Origin of the sequence: Paraburkholderia aromaticivorans (genome assembly GCF_002278075.1) — a bacterium.
GTDB classification, from domain to species: domain Bacteria; phylum Pseudomonadota; class Gammaproteobacteria; order Burkholderiales; family Burkholderiaceae; genus Paraburkholderia; species Paraburkholderia aromaticivorans.
In genome coordinates, this window is record NZ_CP022989.1 from 2616924 (window position 1) to 2636244 (window position 19321).

12 protein-coding genes are annotated in these 19321 nt (G+C 64.5%); 8 read left to right on the forward strand and 4 right to left on the reverse strand.

Annotation, left to right across the window (positions count from 1 at the left end; translation table 11 throughout):
• Window positions 1–41 precede the first annotated feature (41 nt).
• Both CJU94_RS12020 and argA read right to left on the reverse strand, forming a co-directional pair.
• A complete protein-coding gene (locus CJU94_RS12020; protein ID WP_007181244.1) occupies window positions 42–314 on the reverse strand; it encodes an oxidative damage protection protein in 273 nt (90 codons plus the stop codon).
• A 110-nt stretch (window positions 315–424) separates the two neighbouring features.
• Complete coding sequence (gene argA / locus CJU94_RS12025; RefSeq protein WP_095418877.1) at window positions 425–1813, reverse strand: amino-acid N-acetyltransferase; 1389 nt, start codon at window positions 1811–1813, stop codon at window positions 425–427.
• Between the two features lie 23 nt (window positions 1814–1836).
• Here argA and hrpA point away from each other — a divergent pair, with 23 nt between their 5' ends.
• A complete protein-coding gene (hrpA, locus tag CJU94_RS12030; protein WP_095418878.1) occupies window positions 1837–6291 on the forward strand; it encodes an ATP-dependent RNA helicase HrpA in 4455 nt (1484 codons plus the stop codon).
• 238 nt (window positions 6292–6529) lie between these two features.
• Here the strand turns inward: hrpA and CJU94_RS12035 are convergent, their stop codons facing one another.
• Window positions 6530–8983, reverse strand: coding sequence for a YadA family autotransporter adhesin (locus tag CJU94_RS12035; RefSeq protein WP_095418879.1), 2454 nt, complete (start codon window positions 8981–8983; stop codon window positions 6530–6532).
• Window positions 8984–9578: 595 nt separating this feature from the next.
• Between CJU94_RS12035 and CJU94_RS12040 the strand changes: the two genes are divergently transcribed.
• The 4 genes from CJU94_RS12040 to CJU94_RS12055 all read left to right on the forward strand — a co-directional run bounded on the left by CJU94_RS12040 (window position 9579) and on the right by CJU94_RS12055 (window position 13557).
• Window positions 9579–10598, forward strand: coding sequence for a YVTN family beta-propeller repeat protein (locus CJU94_RS12040; protein ID WP_095418880.1), 1020 nt, complete (start codon window positions 9579–9581; stop codon window positions 10596–10598).
• Window positions 10599–10656: 58 nt separating this feature from the next.
• The gene (locus CJU94_RS12045) at window positions 10657–11655 is read left to right on the forward strand and encodes a sterol desaturase family protein (protein ID WP_095418881.1); all 999 of its coding nucleotides are present in this window, start codon (window positions 10657–10659) and stop codon (window positions 11653–11655) included.
• A 201-nt stretch (window positions 11656–11856) separates the two neighbouring features.
• Window positions 11857–12690 (forward strand): EI24 domain-containing protein, encoded by an 834-nt coding sequence (locus CJU94_RS12050; protein ID WP_095418882.1) that lies wholly within the window; start codon window positions 11857–11859, stop codon window positions 12688–12690.
• A gap of 30 nt (window positions 12691–12720) precedes the next feature.
• Window positions 12721–13557 carry a competence/damage-inducible protein A gene (locus tag CJU94_RS12055; RefSeq protein ID WP_095418883.1) on the forward strand — a complete coding sequence of 279 codons (837 nt, stop codon included), beginning with the start codon at window positions 12721–12723 and terminating at the stop codon, window positions 13555–13557.
• Between the two features lie 331 nt (window positions 13558–13888).
• On the opposite strand, the gene CJU94_RS12060 is transcribed toward CJU94_RS12055, so the two are convergent.
• On the reverse strand, window positions 13889–14353 hold the full coding sequence (locus CJU94_RS12060; protein ID WP_095418884.1) for a rhodanese-like domain-containing protein: 465 nt from the start codon (window positions 14351–14353) through the stop codon (window positions 13889–13891).
• A gap of 441 nt (window positions 14354–14794) precedes the next feature.
• Between CJU94_RS12060 and glnA the strand changes: the two genes are divergently transcribed.
• From glnA to ntrC, 3 genes are all read left to right on the forward strand, one after another.
• Complete coding sequence (glnA, locus tag CJU94_RS12065; RefSeq protein WP_095418885.1) at window positions 14795–16210, forward strand: type I glutamate--ammonia ligase; 1416 nt, start codon at window positions 14795–14797, stop codon at window positions 16208–16210.
• A gap of 199 nt (window positions 16211–16409) precedes the next feature.
• Complete coding sequence (glnL, locus tag CJU94_RS12070) at window positions 16410–17552, forward strand: nitrogen regulation protein NR(II) (protein WP_095418886.1); 1143 nt, start codon at window positions 16410–16412, stop codon at window positions 17550–17552.
• 117 nt (window positions 17553–17669) lie between these two features.
• Complete coding sequence (gene ntrC / locus CJU94_RS12075) at window positions 17670–19184, forward strand: nitrogen regulation protein NR(I) (protein WP_095418887.1); 1515 nt, start codon at window positions 17670–17672, stop codon at window positions 19182–19184.
• Window positions 19185–19321: the final 137 nt, after the last annotated feature.

The window sequence follows — 19321 nt, forward strand, 5'->3', positions numbered from 1 at the left end:
GCGGATTTCGCTGATGCAGCCTGAGGCGCGCGGGCGTTCGACTACGCCGACGGCGGCACGTAGCCCTGCGCCGTGTCCGCGCCTTCGCCGAAAAAGAACTTCTCGGTCTGCTTCATCAGATATTGACGTGCGCGCGGATCAGCCATGTTCAGGCGGTTTTCGTTGATCAGCATGGTTTGCTGCTTCAACCAGGCCTGCCAGGCTTCCTTCGAAATGCTTTCGTAGATCCGCTTGCCGAGTTCGCCCGGCAGCGGCGGGAAATCGAGGCCTTCGGCTTCCTTGCCGAGCTTCGCGCATTGAACCATACGAGTCATGCTGTGCTTCTCCTGTGTCGACCGCAGTCAGTGCTTCAGCACTGACTGCGGTCCCATGAAAAATGTCTACTTTATCAAGGTGGGCGGGCAGCCGCTTTATATGCGTCCGCTCAGAGCTGTTTCATCAGCACGAGCGACTTGCGCTGCCAGTTATAGAGTCTGCGACGGTCTTCCGGCAGGTCGTCGACGGTGACTTTGACGAAGCCGCGCTTGAGAAACCAATGTTCGGTGCGCGTGGTGAGCACGAAGATGCGCGTCAGGCCGCGCGCCCGCGCGCGTTGCTCGATGCGCTTTAACAGCCGCTCGCCGTCGCCCGTGCCCTGCGCTTCCGGGGCGACCGTGAGGCACGCCATTTCACCGATGCGCTCCTGCGTGTACGGATACAGCGCCGCGCAGCCGAACAGCACGCCATCGTGCTCGATCACCGAGAAATGGTCGATGTCGCGCTCGATCTGGTGACGGCCGCGCCGCACCAGCGTGCCGTCCGATTCGAGCGGCTCGATCAGCGCGAGAATGCCGCCGACGTCGTCCGGCGTGGCTTCGCGCAGGCTTTCGAGGTTCTCGTACGAGATCATCGTGCCCACGCCGTCGTGCAGGAACAGTTCGAGCAACAGGCTGCCGTCGAGCGCGTAGGGGATGATGTGCGCCCGCGCCACGCCGCCGCGGCAGGCCCGGATCGAGTGTTTCAGGTAAAAACCCGCGTCGCCGGTGACCTCGCCGCTTTCATGCAGCTTGTAGGCGTCGTCGAGCGAGAGTTCGCGCACCAGTTCGAGGCCGTCTTCGCCGGCTTGCATCAGGCCCGGCGTTTCGGTCAGGAACACGATCTTGTCGGCGCGCAGCGCGATCGCCGCGGCGGACGCCACGTCTTCCATGGACAGGTTGAAGGCCTCGCCGGTGGGCGAGAAGCCGAGCGGCGAGAGCAGCACCAGCTTGCGGCTTGCGAGCGAGTGGCGGATCGAATCGGCGTCGATCTTGCGCACCACGCCGGTGTGGGCGAAATCGACACCGTCGAGAATGCCGACCGGCCGCGCCGTCACGAAGTTGCCCGACACCACGCTGATGTGCGCGTGAGCCATGGGCGTGTTCGGCAAACCCTGGCTGATGGCGGCCTCGATATCCAGACGCACTTCGCCGGCCGCTTCTTTCGCGGACTCGAGCGCGCGCGCGTCGGTAATGCGCATGCCGTGCGAAAACTCGGATTCCACACCGTGCAGGCTCATCTGCTCTTCGACCTGCGGGCGCGAACCGTGCACCAGCACGATCTGGATGCCCATGGCCTGCAGCAGCGCGATATCGGACACGAGCGCATTCAGGAGCCCCTGATGCACCACCTCGCCGCCGAAACCGACGACAAACGTCTTGTTACGGAACGCGTGGATGTAAGGGGCGACTGAGCGCATCCAGTCGACGAATTGCGCATGCTGTGCGAGGTTTTCCGTTGCTCCGGTGGGGGCCGGAGCGCTCGCGGGCGCGGGGACGAGGTCGGTTTGGGAATTCATGCCGGGGATTATAATGCGCCCCCATGTCGAATGTACCCAAAAGTCCCGCTGCGGCGAACGAGAATGCGGCGCCGGCCGCCGATCAGGTGAAGACCGGCGACGCCGCGCGCCGCAATGCGCCGAACGCTCAACCCGACGCGCCGCACGCGGCGCGCGAATCGCGGCGCGCCGCGGAAAATGCGCAGGCTCCGGCGCAAAAAAATAAGTCCTCACGCGAGGCGCACGGGGAAGGCAGTGGCGAAACGGTGAAACAGGCCGGCGGCGAGCGGCGCGCACAGCCCGCGACTACGCCCGGCCCGAATCAGCAGAAAGGCGCTGCCCGCGCCGATCAGCCGCGTCACGCTTCTGGGCGCAGCGGCGAGCAACCGCGTCGTGCGCCCGCGCAAGGCGAAGCTTCGCGCCGCGAATCCGGCGGCGCGCCGGCGCAAAAATCGCCGGTAACGAGCGATGCCGCCCGCCGCGAGCCGCCGTCACGCGAACCACGCGAACCGCGTGCGCCACGCGCGCCGCGTGTCGTGGAGCCCAATCCGATTCCGCCGATCACCTATCCGGAAGCGCTGCCCGTCTCGGGCCGCCGCGAGGAAATCGCCAGGGCCATCGCACGGAATCAGGTGGTGATCGTCTGCGGCGAGACCGGCTCGGGGAAGACGACCCAATTGCCGAAGATCTGCCTCGAACTGGGCCGCGGGCGCGGTGCGGGCGGCTCGGGGCTGATCGGCCACACGCAGCCGCGCCGCATCGCCGCGTCGGCGACGGGCCGCCGCATCGCCGAGGAACTCGGCACACCGTTCGGCGAAGTGGTCGGCTACAAGGTGCGCTTTACCGACAACCTGTCGCCGGGCGCCTCCGTCAAGCTGATGACCGACGGTATCCTGCTCGCGGAAACGCAGACCGATCCGCTGCTCAAAGCGTATGACACGCTGATCATCGACGAGGCGCACGAGCGCAGCCTGAACATCGACTTCCTGCTCGGCTATCTGAAGGAAATTCTCGTCAAGCGTCCCGATCTGAAGCTGATCGTGACCTCGGCGACGATCGACGCGGACCGTTTCGCGCGCCACTTCGGCAGCGACGAGAAGCCCGCGCCGGTGATCGAGGTGAGCGGCCGGCTTTATCCGGTCGAGGTGCGCTACCGGCCCGTTGCGGAAGACAGCCCCGCCGTCAAAGCGGCGGAAGGCAGCACGTCTTCGTCCGCGTCGCGCGGCGAGCGGCCGAAAACCCAGCGCGAAACCGATCGCGATCTGATGGACGCGATCGTCGACGCCGTCGACGAACTTTGCCGCGAAGGTCCCGGCGACGTGCTCGTGTTCCTGCCCGGCGAGCGCGAAATCCGCGACGCCGCCGAGGCGCTGCGCAAGCACCATCCGCCGCATACGGAAATTCTGCCGCTGTTCGCCCGTCTTTCCGCGGCCGAGCAGGAGCGCGTGTTCCGCACCTCGAACGCGCGCCGCATCGTGCTGGCCACCAACGTCGCCGAAACCTCGCTGACGGTGCCGGGCATTCGCTACGTGGTCGATACGGGCCTCGCGCGCGTGAAGCGCTACTCGTATCGCAACAAGGTCGAGCAGTTGCAGGTCGAGTCGATTTCGCAGGCCGCCGCCAACCAGCGGGCCGGCCGTTGCGGCCGGGTTGCCGACGGCATCTGCATCCGCCTGTACGAGGAAAGCGACTTCCAGGGCCGCGTGCGCTTCACGGATCCGGAGATTCTGCGCTCGTCGCTGGCGTCGGTGATTCTGCGCATGAAGTCGCTCCATCTGACGGCGATCGAGACCTTCCCGTTCATCGAGCCGCCCCCGGGCCGCGCCATCGCCGACGGCTACCAGCTGCTCAACGAACTCGGCGCCGTCGACGACGACAACCAGCTCACGCCGCTCGGCCGCGAGCTCGCGCGCCTGCCGCTCGACCCGCGCGTCGGCCGGATGATTCTGGCCGCGCGCGACCAGCAGGCGTTGAAGGAAGTGCTGATCATCGCCAGCGCGTTGTCCGTCCAGGACCCGCGCGACCGGCCGATCGAAGCGCAGGAGCAGGCCGATCAGGCGCATCGCCGGTTCGCCGACGAGCGCTCGGAATTCCTGCAATGGCTGAAAATCTGGAACTGGTTCGAAGAAGCGATCGCGCACAAGAAGTCGAACAAGCAGTTGCACGAGGAGTGCCGCAAGAACTTCCTGTCGCAACTGCGCCTGCGCGAATGGCGCGACGTGCACTCGCAACTGCTCACGGTGGTGCGTGAGCACGGCTGGCGCTTGAACGAAGCGGAAGCGACCTTCGAGCAGATCCACCTCGCGCTGCTGACGGGCTTGCTCGGCAACATCGGCCTGAAAGCCGACGACGAACCGTATTACCTCGGCGCGCGCGGCATCAAGTTCTACCTGTGGCCGGGCTCCGCACTGGTGAAGAAAGCCGGCAAGTGGGTCATGGCCGCCGAGCTGGTCGAGACGAGCCGCCTGTACGCGCGCTGCATCGCGAAGATCGAGCCGGAGTGGATCGAGAAGATCGGCGCGCATCTGTTGAAGAAGTCGCTTTCCGAGCCGCATTGGGAAAAGCGCGCGGCGCAGGTCTCGGCATTCGAGCGCGCGGTGCTGTATGGCCTGCCGATCTATCACCGGCGACGCGTGAGCTTCGGCAAACAGGATCCGGCGCGCGCCCGCGAGCTGTTCATTCGCGGTGCGCTGGTGGAAGGCGAGTTCGATACGAAGCTCGCGTTCTTCGCGCACAACCGCAAGCTGCTCGCCGATATCGAACAACTCGAACACAAGTCGCGCCGCCAGGACGTGCTGGTCGACGACGAACTGATCTTCGCCTACTACGACCAGGCGCTGCCGAAGGGCATTTACACCGGTGCGTCGTTCGAGCGCTGGTATCGCGACGAGGTGAAAAAGAGCGGGCAGCCGGAAGACAAGCTGCGGCTGCTGTATCTGTCGCGCGACGATCTGATGCGGCACGAAGCCGCCGGCGTGACCACCGATCTGTTCCCGAAACGCATGACGATGGCGGGCGTCGACATGGCGCTCACGTATCACTTCGAGCCGGGCTCGCCGCGCGACGGCGTCACGCTCGGCGTGCCGCTCTACGCGCTGAATCAGGTCGACGCGCGGCGCTGCGAATGGCTCGTGCCGGGCATGCTGAAGGAGAAGACGCAGCTGCTGCTCAAGTCCTTGCCACAGAAGCTGCGCCGTCATTGCGTGCCGCTGCCCGAGTATGCGGCGGGTTTCGTCGACCGGCATAGCGGTGCGCGCTTCGGTGCGGGCGGTTTGCTGGAATCGCTGATCGCCGATATTCGCGAGCAGACTCAGGTCGCGATGAAGCAGTCGGACTTCAAGCTCGAAACGCTGCCGCCGCATCTGTTCATGAACTTCAAGGTCGTCGACGAGCACGGGCGTCAGCTCGCGATGGGCCGCAATCTCTCACAATTGCGCGCCGAACTCGGCGGCCAGGCGCAGCAGCACTTTCAGAAGATCGCATCGAGCGCGGCGGGCGCGGCATTGGCGGACGCGGGCGGCGGCAGCGTCGCGACGCCGTCGCAAGCGTCCGGCCAGGCAGGCGCAGCGGCGCAGCGCGGCAAAGGCGCTCCCGCATCGGGATCGGGTCCGCAGACCGCGCCGCAAGACGGCGCGCAGGGCACCGCGCTGTATGAAAAGTTGACGACGTGGAACTTCGGCAAGCTCCCCGAGCTGCTTGAAATCCGCCGCGGCGGGCAGACGCTGTTCGGTTATCCGGCGCTGGTGGATCGCGGCACGCATTGCGACGTCGAAGTATTCGACTCCCCGGACGAAGCCGCGCGGATTCATCGCGCGGGATTGCGCCGCTTGTTCGCCTTGCAGTTGAAGGAGCCGATCAAGTATCTGGAAAAGAATCTGCCGGGGCTGCGCGAAATGGCGATGCAGTTCATGCCGCGCGGCACCCAGGAAGAATTGCGCGATCAACTGATCGATACCGCGCTCGACCGCGCCTGTCTGCAAGACCCGTTGCCGGACGACGACGTCAGTTTCCACACGCGCCGCGACGAGGGGCGCAGCCGCCTGACTTTGCTGGCTCAGGAAATCGCCCGGCTGGTCGGTCAGATTCTCAGCGAATACGCGAGCGTGACGAAGAAACTGGTGCAGGCGAAGTCGTTCGCGGCGGCGCATGCGGACCTGCAGAATCAGCTCGACGGATTGATCGGCAAGCGCTTCGTGGTCGACACGCCGTACACGCAACTGGCGCATTTCCCGCGCTATCTGAAAGGGATCGCGCTGCGCATCGACAAGCTCAAGGCGGACCCGGCGCGCGACGCTCGCCAGTTCGCCGAATTCCAGCCGCTGTTGCAGAACTATCAGCGCGCGGTGGCGCAGCGTGGCGGCGTGCTGGATCCGCGTTTGTCGGAATTCCGCTGGCTGTTGGAGGAGTTGCGAATCTCCCTGTTCGCCCAGGAGTTGCGTACGCCGATGCCGGTTTCGGTGAAGCGCCTTTACAAGGTGTGGGAGTCGATGCAGCGCTAAGTGCCGACACATGCGGGGCGGCGCGCCATGCGCGCTCGGCCTGGCGGTCGGCTCGCGTGGCGCGGCGGCACGCTCTTGCCGCGTGGTTAAAAAAGGCGCGCGACGCCGTCGCCTTATGAGAATGACGTCACGCGCGAAAGGCGCGAGCCTTTATTTGGACCCGCGCCGGGGCACCCGCTCGAGCGATGCCCGGGCTCACGGCAGCGACCGTGGCCCGGACTTGTCCTGCCGGTTCGGCCTACCAGTGCATGCCGGCGCCGATCGACGCGCCGAACTGGCCGCGCGAATCCGTGGTGCCTTGCAGCTTGTAGACCCACTTGCCCGTTTCCGAAAGCTGCGATACGCCGATGGCGAACGCCGACTGGCCGGCGTAGGTGCCGCCGGCCATCGCAACCATGCCGCGCCCTGGCAGGACCGCTTGCGGCAAACCGGCCATCGCCATGGCGGATGCCGTGCCTCCGTAGCCGTCGCGGCGGGCCGAGCGGATCTGGTCGTCGGTATAGCTGTTCGCCTGGCTGACCGCGCCGCTCGCGCTTTGCTGCAACTGGCTGACATTGACGGCGTCGGTGCCTTGCACGCCGGCGGCGACATTGGTGAGCTGGCGTTCCTGGCCCGCCGCGCCGATCGACACCGTGTTCGCCCGATCCGCGACGGAGCCCTGACCGAGCGCGACCGAGTTGTCGGCGCCGGCTTTCGCCGCCGCGCCGAGCGCGGTGGCGTTATTGCCGCTGGCAAGCGAACTCGCGCCGATGGCGATCGCGTTGGTGCCGGTGGCTTGGGCGCTGGCGCCCATGGCGACGGCGTGCGTGCCGGAGGACACGGCGGCTTCGGTATCGCGATTGCCTTGCGCGCTGAAGAACGGATCGGCCGTATCGACCGCCGCGTTGTTGACGGCGCTCGCGATCGCCGCGTTCAGCTGATTCACGTTCACCGCATCGGTTCCGGCGACACCGGCTGCGAGGTTGTGAATCATGGTGCCGCCGCTCGCCGCGTTGACCCCGGCTGCGAAGCTGGGGATCACGCTGCCGCCGCCCGAACTGTCGCCGCCGAGCGTGACGCTGTTGCGGTTCACGCTGCCATCGGCGTTCTTGTCGTACATCACCGCGCCATCGAGCTTCGCGGCGGTGGCCGCGCTCTGGGCGCTCACCGCTTTCAACTGGGCGACGTTGACGGCGTCGGTGTCGGCGGAGCCTGGCGCGACGTTCGCAATCTGACGTTCCTGCCCAGCGGAGCCCACGGAGACGGTTCCCGCGCGGTCGGCCACCGAACCTTGGCCGAGTGCGACGGAGTTGGCGGCCACTGCGCTGGCCTGATAACCGAGCGCGGTGGAATTCGCGCCCGCGGCCTGGGCTTGATCGCCGAGTGCGCTGGCGTTGGCGGCCGTCGCGCTCGCCTGATGGCCAACCGCCGTGGAGCCGTCCGCCTGAGCAGTGGCGAACCCGCCGACCGCCGTGCTGAAGTCGCCGCTCGCCTGCGAACCGGTGCCGGCGGCAACGCTGGCTTGCCCCGCGGCGAGTCCCGCACTGCCGATGGCGACGGCGTCGGCGCCCGTGGCCGATGCGCCGTCGGTTCCGTCGTTCAGGCCGTTCGCCTTGAAATAGCGCGACGCGTTGGCGCTGGCGGCCTGCAATTGGCTCAGGTTGACGGCGTCGGTCGCCTGGGTGCCGGCCGCGACATTCGTGACCTGCCGCTCGTTGCCGGCGGAGCCGACCGAGACGGTATTGGCGCGCTCGGCCGCTGAACCCTGGCCCAGGGCCACCGAGCCGTCCGCCGCCGCATGCGCGTCACGGCCCATCGCAATCGATCCGGCGTTCTCGGCAACGGCGGCGTAACCGACGGCGATACTGCCTGCCGATGCCGCGGATGCATAGGCGCCGAGCGCGGCGGCGCCCGTTGCCGAGGCGGCGGCATTGGCGCCGAGCGCCGTGGCATTGTCGCGGGCGGCCTGCGCGAATGCGCCCAAGGCCATTGCCCCCACGCCGTTCGCGAAGGCCTGATTGCCGATCGCGGTGCTGTAGTCGGCTGCCGCCACGGCCAGATTGCCGCCGGCGAAGGCACTCGTGCCGAACGCGCGGGACAGGTAGCCGATCGCGACGGAATTCGTGCCGGTCGCCCTTGCTTGCGCGCCTGTCGCGACCGAATTGTCGCCCTCGGCATCCGACTGGAAGCCTGTCGCGGTCGATTTGCCGCCCAGCGCCGCCGCTTGCACGCCGGTCGCGAGCGAGCCAAAGGCCTGCGCGGTCGATTGCACGCCCGTCGCAATCGAGAAGGTGCCTGCCGCCGTGGCCTGAAAGCCCGTTGCAATCGCGCTTTCGCTCAGCGCTTGCGCGCTCATGCCGAGCGCGATCGAATGGATGCCGGCCGCGCTCGCCTGCATGCCTTGCGCAATGGAATAGGCGCCTGCCGCCTGGGCCGCGATACCCGCTGCAATCGAGCCGGGGCCGGTGGCCGCGGCGTCCTGGTCGGTAGCGGGATTGAACGGAGCTGCCGTGAAATAGACCGTGGCATGAGCCGCGGACGCACCCTGCGCCAATGCCGCGAGCATCAGCACCGCCTGAGCGATCGATTTCGTTCGGGCCGTTGCTCGCCATGTCTTCGATCTTGCCGGCGCCGGTGCCGGCGCCGGTGCCGACAGCGACGTTGGCGTCGCTTCACAGCAGATTAATGGGCTACTGGGGTTGCTGCAATTCATTGTTTGGAAACTCCGCGGTATTGCGTAAGTGGACGGAGCATTAACGCGGGGGAGCCAATAAGAATTCATCGCCCTGGTAAATTGCGCAAGAATAGGCGCCCGCACGTTTTGTTTTTACCGTGCCGGCGTCCTGGTCATTCTTGCGCGCACGAAACGCCCGCGTCATGCCTGCGCGTCCACCGGGTTGATTGCGTGGGCGATGAGGCTGCGGGATTGTCCAATCCGGCGATGTCCGGAGAGGGCAGTTAAATCTGAAGTCAGCGAGGAAAAATCATTTTGTGGGTGTAACTTTCCACTCGCCGGCGTGAAAAAATAAATCAAACAAAGAATGGTCGCAGTTTTTCTGGCAATTATGTTTTTAATTTGAGTGTGTTCTTGTATTCACATGCCTTTAAATGAGATTCGAGTTCTCAGGCGTGATAAACGTAGCGCGCCGTTCAGAAAGGCGTGAGCGCGGACTGCGCCGGGCCCGCTCGTCGGGCGGCGCGAACGGTCATCGTGCCCCTGATTCTCTTGCGTCCGAACATGGACCTACGTCAACCGCTGGTCCTGGCAAACGTTCTACAATGATGGTTGTTCTCCGATGTGAGTTTTCATGCGCAAATTTTTTCTTCCCGGCTTGACTGCCACGTTCGCCGCGGGCGCGGCGCTGGTCGCCGCCGCAGGGTTTTTTTCTCCGGCGGCTCACGCCAACAACGTGATCGTGCTCAATTCCGGCGAAGCCACGCTGAGCCTGATCGACGAGACCACTCGCCAGGTCATCGGCACCGTGCCCACCGGCAAGGAACCGCACCATCTGATGTCCACGCCGGACAATTCGTCGTTGATCGTGGCGAATTCGGTGTCGAACAATCTGATGTTCGTCGATCCCAAATCCGGCCAGGTGCAGCGTTGGGTCGAAAATATCGAAGATCCGTATCAGATCGGGTTTTCACCTGACCGCAAATGGCTGGTCACCACCGGCTTGCGTCTGGACCGCCTCGACATCTATCACTACGACGGCCAGAAGAACCAGATGACGCTGGCATCGCGCCTGCCGCTCGCGGTCATGCCGAGCCACATGGCGTTCACGACGGACAGCAAGACGGTATTCGTCACGCTGCAGGTTTCCGGCGAACTGGCTGCGATCGACCTCGCCACGCAAACCGTCAAGTGGAAGATGAAGGTCGGCAAGGTGCCGGCGGGCCTGTGGATGACGCCGGGCGAGAAATACCTGCTGGTCGGGATGACCGGCGCGGATTACGTCGCGGTGGTCGACTGGCGCAACCAGAAGATCGTCAAGACCATCCACACGGGCAACGGCGCGCATAACTTCCGCTCGCTGGCTGACGGCAAGCACGTGGCGGTGTCGAACCGGGTGGCGAGCACCATCAGCATCATCGACGAGGACTCGCTCACCAACGTCGGCGACATCACCGGTTTGATGCCCGGACCCGACGACATGGAACTTTCCGCCGACAAACGCTATCTGTGGGTTACCTTCCGCTTCGCCAAGCACGTCGGCATCATCGACCTGACAACGCGTAAGCTGATCCAGACGATTGCCGTGGGCCGCTCGCCGCACGGCATCTATTTCTTCAATCGCGCGCCGGTCACGGCGCCGAACGGCGCCTGATGGAAGGGCTCATGCTGCACCAGGCGAACCGTCACGGATGAAGTAACAGGCCAGCACCATGTTCCATCTGATTTTTTCTTCGCTCGACAGCTTCGTTTCGGCCGTGCAGACGTTGCTGTACGTCGACGTGGTGCAGCCGCTGCTGTTCCGCTTTAACCTGATGGATTACGACGAAGACACCTACGACAGCCTGTATTGGGTGATCGTGGGCGTCTTCGAAGTGCTGGCCATGTACGCGATCCTGCGTCCGCTCGAAGCGCTGCGTCCGGTCGAGCAGTGGTCGAACCGCAAGGCGGTGCGCGTCGACGTGATCTACACGTGGATCGCCAAGCTCGGCATTCTCAACCTGTTCTTTTTCTTCGCGCTGCAGCCGTTCTTCGACAACGTGCAGGCGTGGCTGCGGCTGCGCAATATCTCGAATATCGAGTTCGACAATTTGTGGCCGGGCGTGACCACACAGCCGCTCGTCACGTTCGTGATGTATCTGCTCGTGCTCGACTTCGCCGGGTACTGGTATCACCGCTGGGAACACCGGATCGGCGTGTGGTGGGAACTGCACGCGGTGCACCACAGCCAGCAGCAGATGTCGCTGTGGTCCGACGACCGTAACCATCTGCTCGACGGTCTGCTGCAAGCCTCTTTCTTCGCGGTGATCGCGTTGGTGATCGGCGTGCCGCCGTCGCAGTTCGTCGTGCTGGTGGCGATCACGAATCTCGCGCAGAGCGTCCAGCACGCGAACATCCGTCTGTATTTCGGCTGGCTCGGCGAGCGCCTGCTGGTGAGTCCGACCTTCCATCGCCGTCACCATGCGATCGGCTACGGCCACGAAGGTTTGAAGTACGGTTGCAACTTCGGCGTGCTGTTTCCGTGGTGGGACATGCTGTTTCGCAGCGTGTCCTGGAGCCGCGAGATGGAGCCGACCGGCATCAGCGATCAACTCGAAGGCCGCCGTTACGGCGACGGTTTCTGGGCGCAGCACTGGCTCGCCTTCGTGCGCATCGCCGGCCGTCTTTCGCCGAAGCGCCGCACCGAAAGTAACGACGCCGCCGCCGTTTGAGCGCGCATTCTCCCGCGTCGCCGGTTTCCCCGGCGGCGCGTCACGTGGTTTATCCTGTTCACGTTTGCGCACGCCCCGCAGGACGTCCCCTTGGGGGCGCCCCGCGGCAAAGTCCCCTTTTGGGACGGGCGGCGGGCCGGCTGGCTGGCTCGTCGCGCGTTTCTCCTATTCCAATCGTTTCGTTCACCGGCACTGGCTCGCATGAATGATCTGTTGCGCTCGTTTGGGCGCGCGCTCGCAAGCGCGCTCCACCCGCGCATGCTCTGGCTGACCTTCATGCCGTTTCTCGCGGCAACGGTCGGGTGGGGCGTGATCTTGTGGTTTTCCTGGCAGACGCTGATCGGTGCGACCCGCGCCTGGCTCGAAGGCTGGTCGTTCACGGTGACGCTTTATCATCTGTTCGACTGGCTCGGTTTTTCGGCGCTGCACACGGCGATCGCGCCGTTTATCGTGATCGCGATGGCGATTCCGCTGATCGTCGTCACGGTGCTGCTGCTGATCGCCACGCTGTCGATGCCCGCCGTCATCCGCTTCCTGTCCGCCCGCCAGTTCCCGAGCCTGGAAATGCGCCACGGCGGAACGTGGTACGGTAGCCTCGCTCAGGCGTTGTGGACCACGCTGGTCTGTCTGATGCTGCTGATCGTCACGCTGCCGCTCTGGCTCGTGCCGCCGTTCTTCGCGCTGATTCCGCCGCTGCTGTGGGGGTGGCTCACGTATCGCGTGATGAGCTACGACGCGCTCGCGCTGCATGCCACGCGTGACGAGCGGCGTGCGCTGGTGCGGCGTTTCCGCCTGCCGCTGCTGTTGATCGGCATTGCAAGCGGCTTGCTGGGATCGCTGCCTACGCTGCTGTGGGCGTCGTCGGTCTGGCTGATCGTGCTGTTCCCCGTGATCACGGCCGTGACGATCTGGATCTATGCGTTCATCCTCGTGTTCTCGGCGCTATGGTTCGGCTACTACTGTTTGCGCGCGCTGCAACGCATGCGCGCGGAAGAGCACGGCGGCGTGCGGCACACGGCGCCGGTTTCCTACTGATGAAATACTGACTAAGCGAAAGAGGCGGCAATGGCATTTGGCGTCATCATCATCGGCGATGAAATCCTGTCGGGCAGGCGTATCGACAAGCATCTGCCGAAGGTCATCGAATTGCTCGGCGCGCGCGGACTGTCGCTCGGCTGGGCGGAGTACATCGGCGACGACCCCGAGCGCATCACGGCGACGCTGCGGCGTACGTTCGCCTCGGGCGACATCGTGTTCTCCACGGGCGGCATCGGCGCCACGCCGGACGACCACACGCGCCAATGCGCGGCGGCCGCGCTCGGCGTGCCGCTCGAACTGCACCCGGAGGCCGCGAAGCTGATCCAGGAGCGCATCCGCGAGATGCACCCGGCGAACCCGGCGACGCCGCTCGATCTGGAGTCGCCGGAGAACCGGCATCGGCTGAATATGGGGACCTTCCCGCAAGGCGCGTCGATCATTCCGAACGGCTACAACAAGATTCCGGGTTTTTCGATCCGGCAGCATCACTTCGTGCCGGGCTTCCCGGTCATGGCGTGGCCGATGATCGAGTGGGTGCTGGATACGCAATACGCGCATCTGCATCACGCCATGCCGCACGCGGAGAAGTCGCTACTGGTGTTCGAGTTGCCGGAGTCGCGCCTCACGCCGCTAATGGAAAAGATCGAACACGACTTTCCGGGCGTGCGGGTCTTCAGCCTGCCGAGCGTGGGCGACGCGGAACGCGGCGGGGTGTACGCGCGCCATCACATCGACCTGGGCGTGAAGGGCGAGCCCGAGGCGGTGGCGGCGGCCTTCGTCAAACTGCGCGAAGGAGTGCATCTGCTGGGCGGCGATATCGTCGAGCCCGAGGCGGCGGCCGCGGCGGCGAAACCGCGCGCCTGATCCGCGCGGCGTACCTTTCGAGTCGATCGGGCGCTGCGGCGCCCGTTTTTCATTGCGATTGTTGTCGAACCGCGCGCGCCTTGAGCGCATCATCGGCCCGCCACATTCGGCGCGGACGATGGGCCTGTCCTCACGCGCGAGGCTCGTCAGGACGCTTTTGAACCGGCCTCGGCGCGTTGTGGGGCAACAGGCAGCGTTCGGGGAACGTTCAGGGAAGCCGTCCAGGCAACAGCGAGGCAAACGGCGAGGCAACGGCGAGGCAACGGCGAGGCAACAGCAAGCCAACGGCCAGCCAACGGCGAGGCCGCAATCAACCCGTCAGGCGCCGCACTTACGCGCCGATCCACGGCAACCCGCGAAAGCACCAGCCCGACACCGTCTTCCGATGCCCCTGGCCGTCCTTGTCGCCTTCGAATCCTTCCAGCAGGTCGTACGCCTTGTTGAAGCCGGCCTGGGTGGCGGCAATCGCGGCAAGCTTGGAGCGCGCGGCGCTGCGGCACAGAAACAGCACCGGTGTATCGGGCGTGGCGACCTGGCTCAATTGCTGAAGGAATTCCTGATTCGGCACCGCGCCCGGATAGCGCGTCCATTCGACGTGCGCGTATTGTCCGTCGCCGATCACCGGCCGGCCGACCCAATCGAGTTCGGCGCGGGTCCGCACGTCGACGAGGCGGGTGCGCGGATCGAGTTGCAACAGTTCGAATGCTTCGGCCGGTGACACCGCGCCGGCGTACGGCAACTGGTTCTCGGTGCGGCGCTTGTCCGCGGCTGCGTACAACTGTTCGAGCGAGCTCATGAGCGCAAATCTCCTTCGGACTAAATGAACATTCTAGCGCGCGGCGAAGGCCGCATATCCGCGGCTCGAACGGCGGCGCTCGGGCAAACATCGCGTCCGCAGTCGCGCGCAAATATGGTGCAAATTTTTGCGCATGCACCAAAATAGAAGTGCCGGCTGTTGTTGATCTGCCGCGCGCACAATTGTGGTGCGTAAACGGCCGTGAAGATTGGGGGGCTGCATGCCGTTCGGTGCGCCCATTCCCCGCAAACGCGCGCGTGGCGTCGTTTTGCGCCGGGTTGGCGCATACGTGGCACAGATGCTGCTTTATTGGTGCCAATCGATTTGTCCGAGCAAAGTTTTATATTCATCCCCGACCATTGAGGGGTGGACGCGCCGGGACGGGTCAGCTAGATTGGGCGGCGGCTGAATCCGCCGAATTCGTTAATCAGGAGATAGGTTATGAGTAAATCCGTGGCCGACGTCGTTCAACTCGTCAAAGACGAAGACGTCAAGTTTGTCGACTTCCGTTTCACCGACACGCGCGGCAAGGAGCAACACGTTTCGGTGCCGGTGTCGGCATTCGATGAAGACAAGTTCGAAAGCGGCCATGCGTTTGACGGTTCGTCGATTGCCGGCTGGAAAGGCATCGAAGCATCGGACATGTTGCTGGTCCCGGACGCGAACACGGCCTTCATCGACCCGTTCTACGAAGAATCGACCCTCGTGCTGACCTGCGACGTCGTCGAACCGGCGGACGGCAAGGGCTATGAGCGCGACCCGCGCTCGCTGGCAAAGCGCGCTGAAGCGTATCTGAAGAGCACGGGCCTCGGCGACACGGCATTCTTCGGTCCGGAACCCGAATTCTTCATTTTCGACTCGATCAAGTGGGGCACGGATCAGTCGGGCACGTTCGTCAAGATCGGTTCGGAAGAAGCACCGTGGTCGTCGTCGATGGACTTCGAAGGCGGCAACACCGGCCACCGTCCGGGCACGAAGGGCGGCTATTTCCCGGTCGCTCCGGTCGACACGTTCCAGGACATCCGTTCGGAAATGTGTCTGCTGCTCGAACAGATCGGCATTCCGGTCGAAGTGCACCACCACGAAGTCGCGGGCCAGGGCCAGAACGAAATCGGCACGAAGTTCTCGACGCTGGTGCAACGCGCCGACTGGCTGCAGCAGATGAAGTACATCATCCACAACGTCGCGCACACGTACGGCAAGACGGCAACGTTCATGCCGAAGCCGGTGGTCGGCGATAACGGTTCGGGCATGCACGTTCACCAGTCGATCTGGAAGGACGGCACGAACCTGTTCGCAGGCAACGGTTACGCAGGTCTGTCGGAATTCGCGCTGTTCTACATCGGCGGCATCATCAAGCATGCTCGCGCGCTGAACGCGATCACGAACCCGTCGACGAACTCGTACAAGCGCCTTGTGCCGCACTTCGAAGCACCGGTCAAGCTGGCTTACTCGGCTCGCAACCGTTCGGCATCGATCCGTATTCCGCACGTGTCGAATCCGAAGGGCCGCCGTATCGAAACGCGCTTCCCGGATCCGATGGCGAATCCGTACCTGTGCTTCTCCGCGCTGATGATGGCGGGTCTGGACGGCGTGCAGAACAAGATTCACCCGGGCGAAGCCGCCGACAAGAATCTGTACGACCTGCCGCCGGAAGAGGATGCAAAGATCCCGACCGTGTGCGCCGGCCTCGACCAGGCTCTGGACGCGCTGGACGCGGACCGCGAATTCCTGACGCGCGGTGGCGTGTTCACGGATTCGATGCTCGACGCGTACATCGAACTGAAGACGGGCGAGCTGCAACGCTATCGTCAGTCGGTGCACCCGATCGAATTCGAAATGTACTACTCGCTGTAAGCGGCAATGGCGCTTCGCCCTTCACGCGGCGAAGCGCTTTGCCCGACGCTCGCGATCGGTCACGAAGGGACGGCGGCGCCGTCCCTTTTTTGTTAGGCCGAACACAACGTTTGCGGCGTACGGGCGTTGTATGGGTATTGAGCAAGGCAACAAGCGGACTACCTGATTTATCACCATCTCCTATCGGCCAGACTGCAAGATGGTTCTAAAGAATCTGATCAAGGCAAGGAAAGGGCACGAGCAGACGCTCTCGGACGACGCGCAACTCGTCAGCTCCGGTTTGCTGCCGGGCTTCGAGGCGTTGCCGACGGTCGTGCTGGTGCTCGAAAAGCGCACGCTGCGCGTCGCGTTTGCGAATCCGTCGGCGGAATCGATGCTGGATCTTTCGCGCCGGCAACTCACGCAGATGGCGTGGCCGGACATCTTCTCGAATGCCGACGAACTGGTCGCGACCATTTCCGCGATCGCCGCCCATCGTTTTCACGCGACACATCTGGACGCCGTGCTCGAGCGTCCGGGCCACGAGCCGCTGCATGTGCATGCGATCGTCGGTTTCCTGGAAGGCGCGCAAGACTACGTGCTGCTCGAACTGTTCGAGAACGAGCGGCATCTGCGCACCGACCGCGAGGAGCGCATCAACGACCTCACGGCGGTCAACAAGCAACTGATCCGCAATCTCGCGCATGAGATCAAGAACCCGCTCGGCGGGATTCGCGGCGCGGCGCAACTGCTCGAGTTCGAACTCGGCGAGCGTCAGCGCGACGAATTGCGCGAGTACACGCAGGTCATCATCAAGGAATCGGACCGGCTGCAAACGCTGGTCGACCGTCTTCTGGAGCCGCACCGCCATCCGCATATCGTCGGCGACGTGAATATTCACGAGGTGTGTGAACGCGTACGCCAGGTGATTCTCGCGGAGTTTCCGCGCGGCCTCACCATCGAGCGCGATTACGACGTGAGCGTGCCCGACCTGCGCGGCGACAAGGAGCAACTGATCCAGGCGCTCCTGAACATCGTGCGCAACGCGGCCGAAGCGCTGCGCGAACGTATTTCGCAAGGCGATGCGCGGATCGAATTGCGCACCCGTATTGCCCGCAAGATCACCGTGTCGAAACGTTTATGTAAGCTGGCACTGGACTTGCATATCACTGACAACGGCCCAGGCATCCCCGAAGAAATCCGTGACCGCATTTTCTATCCGCTCGTATCGGGGCGTGAGGACGGTAGCGGTCTCGGCCTGACGCTCGCGCAGACTTTCGTGCAACAGCACGACGGTCTGATCGAAGTGGATAGCCGCCCGGGCCACACCGAGTTTCAGATTCTGCTGCCGCTCGACTGCTAACACCCCTGGTGGGAAAACGCCGGGCTGTCCCGGTGTTTCTCACCCCCCCTCGGGGGGCCTGGCGCGAAGCGACAGGTTAGGGGGCGTTTTTCCTCTCAAGACTTCTGAACGACCTATATGAAGCCGATCTGGATAGTAGACGACGATCAATCGATTCGCTGGGTGCTCGAAAAAGCACTGGCCCGCGAAAACTTCGCGACCCGCAGCTTCGCGAATGTGCGTGAGGCATCGGCCGCGCTCGACCATGACAGCCCACAGGTGCTGGTGTCCGACATCAGGATGCCTGGCGGCTCCGGCCTCGAATTGCTGCAAACCGTGCGTGACAAGGTGCCGGGCTTGCCCGTCATCATCATGACGGCGTTCTCGGACCTGGATAGCGCGGTCGCCGCATTCCAGGGCGGCGCGTTCGAATACCTCGCCAAGCCGTTCGACGTCGACAAGGCGGTCGAGCTGATTCGCCGCGCGGTGGACGAAAGCATGCGCGGCGAACAGACGTGGGACGAGCGCGTCACCGAAACACCGGAAATGCTCGGCCAGGCGCCGGCCATGCAGGACATGTTCCGCGCGATCGGCCGCCTGTCCCATTCCGCGGCAACCGTGCTCATTACCGGCGAATCAGGCACCGGGAAGGAACTGGTCGCGCGTGCGTTGCACCGACATAGCCCACGCGCGAACGGTCCCTTCATCGCGCTGAACACCGCGGCAATTCCCAAAGATCTGTTGGAATCCGAATTGTTCGGCCACGAGCGGGGTGCCTTCACCGGCGCGCAGGCCATGCGCCAGGGCCGCTTCGAGCAGGCCGAGAACGGCACGCTGTTTCTCGACGAAATCGGTGACATGCCGTTCGATTTGCAGACGCGCTTGTTGCGCGTGCTGTCGGACGGGCAGTTTTATCGCGTCGGCGGCCACAACCCGTTGCGCGCCAATGTGCGCGTGATCGCGGCGACGCACCAGAATCTCGAATCGCGCGTCCGCCAGGGCCTGTTCCGTGAAGACCTGTATCACCGCCTCAATGTGATTCGCCTGCGTTTGCCGGCCCTGCGCGAGCGCAGCGAAGACATTCCGCTGCTCACGCGCCACTTCCTGCAAAAGAGCGCGCGCGATCTCGGCGTCGAGCCGAAGCGCGTGTCCGAAGAGGCGCTGGCCTATCTCGCGTCGCTGCCGTTTCCGGGCAACGTGCGTCAGTTGGAGAATCTCGCCAACTGGCTGACGGTGATGGCGCCCGCGCAGACCATCGAGATCAAGGACTTGCCGCCCGACCTCGGACCCGCGCAAGCCGGCGTGACCGATCTGCCCGGCGGTGGCGGCGCGATCGGCACGGCAGATGCGGGCCTCGCCGGCGGCGCGTCGGTCAACGGCGCGAGCGCCGTGGCGCATTCGGCCGCCGTGGGCGGCTTGCCGGTCGCGAATGCCGTCAGCGCGTGGGAAGGCGGCTTGCGCACCGAAGTCGCTCGCATGTTGCGCGAGAACGCGGCTGACGTCATGGACGAACTCGCGCGCCGGTTCGAAGCGGCGGTGATTCGCGAAGCGCTCGACTTCACGCGCGGCCGCAAGGTGGAAGCGGCGGAGCGTCTCGGTATCGGCCGCAACACGATAACGCGCAAGATTCAGGAACTGAATCTCGAGCCTTGATGGGACTGCCGGATCGGCAAACCTGTTTATCCAGATCCCCTTGATGTGCCGCACCTTGCGCGTCTCGCGCGCATGGTGCGGCACGATGTCGCCTTAATGAGGCTGCATGCGCAGCGAGCGTCATAATCGGTTGTCCT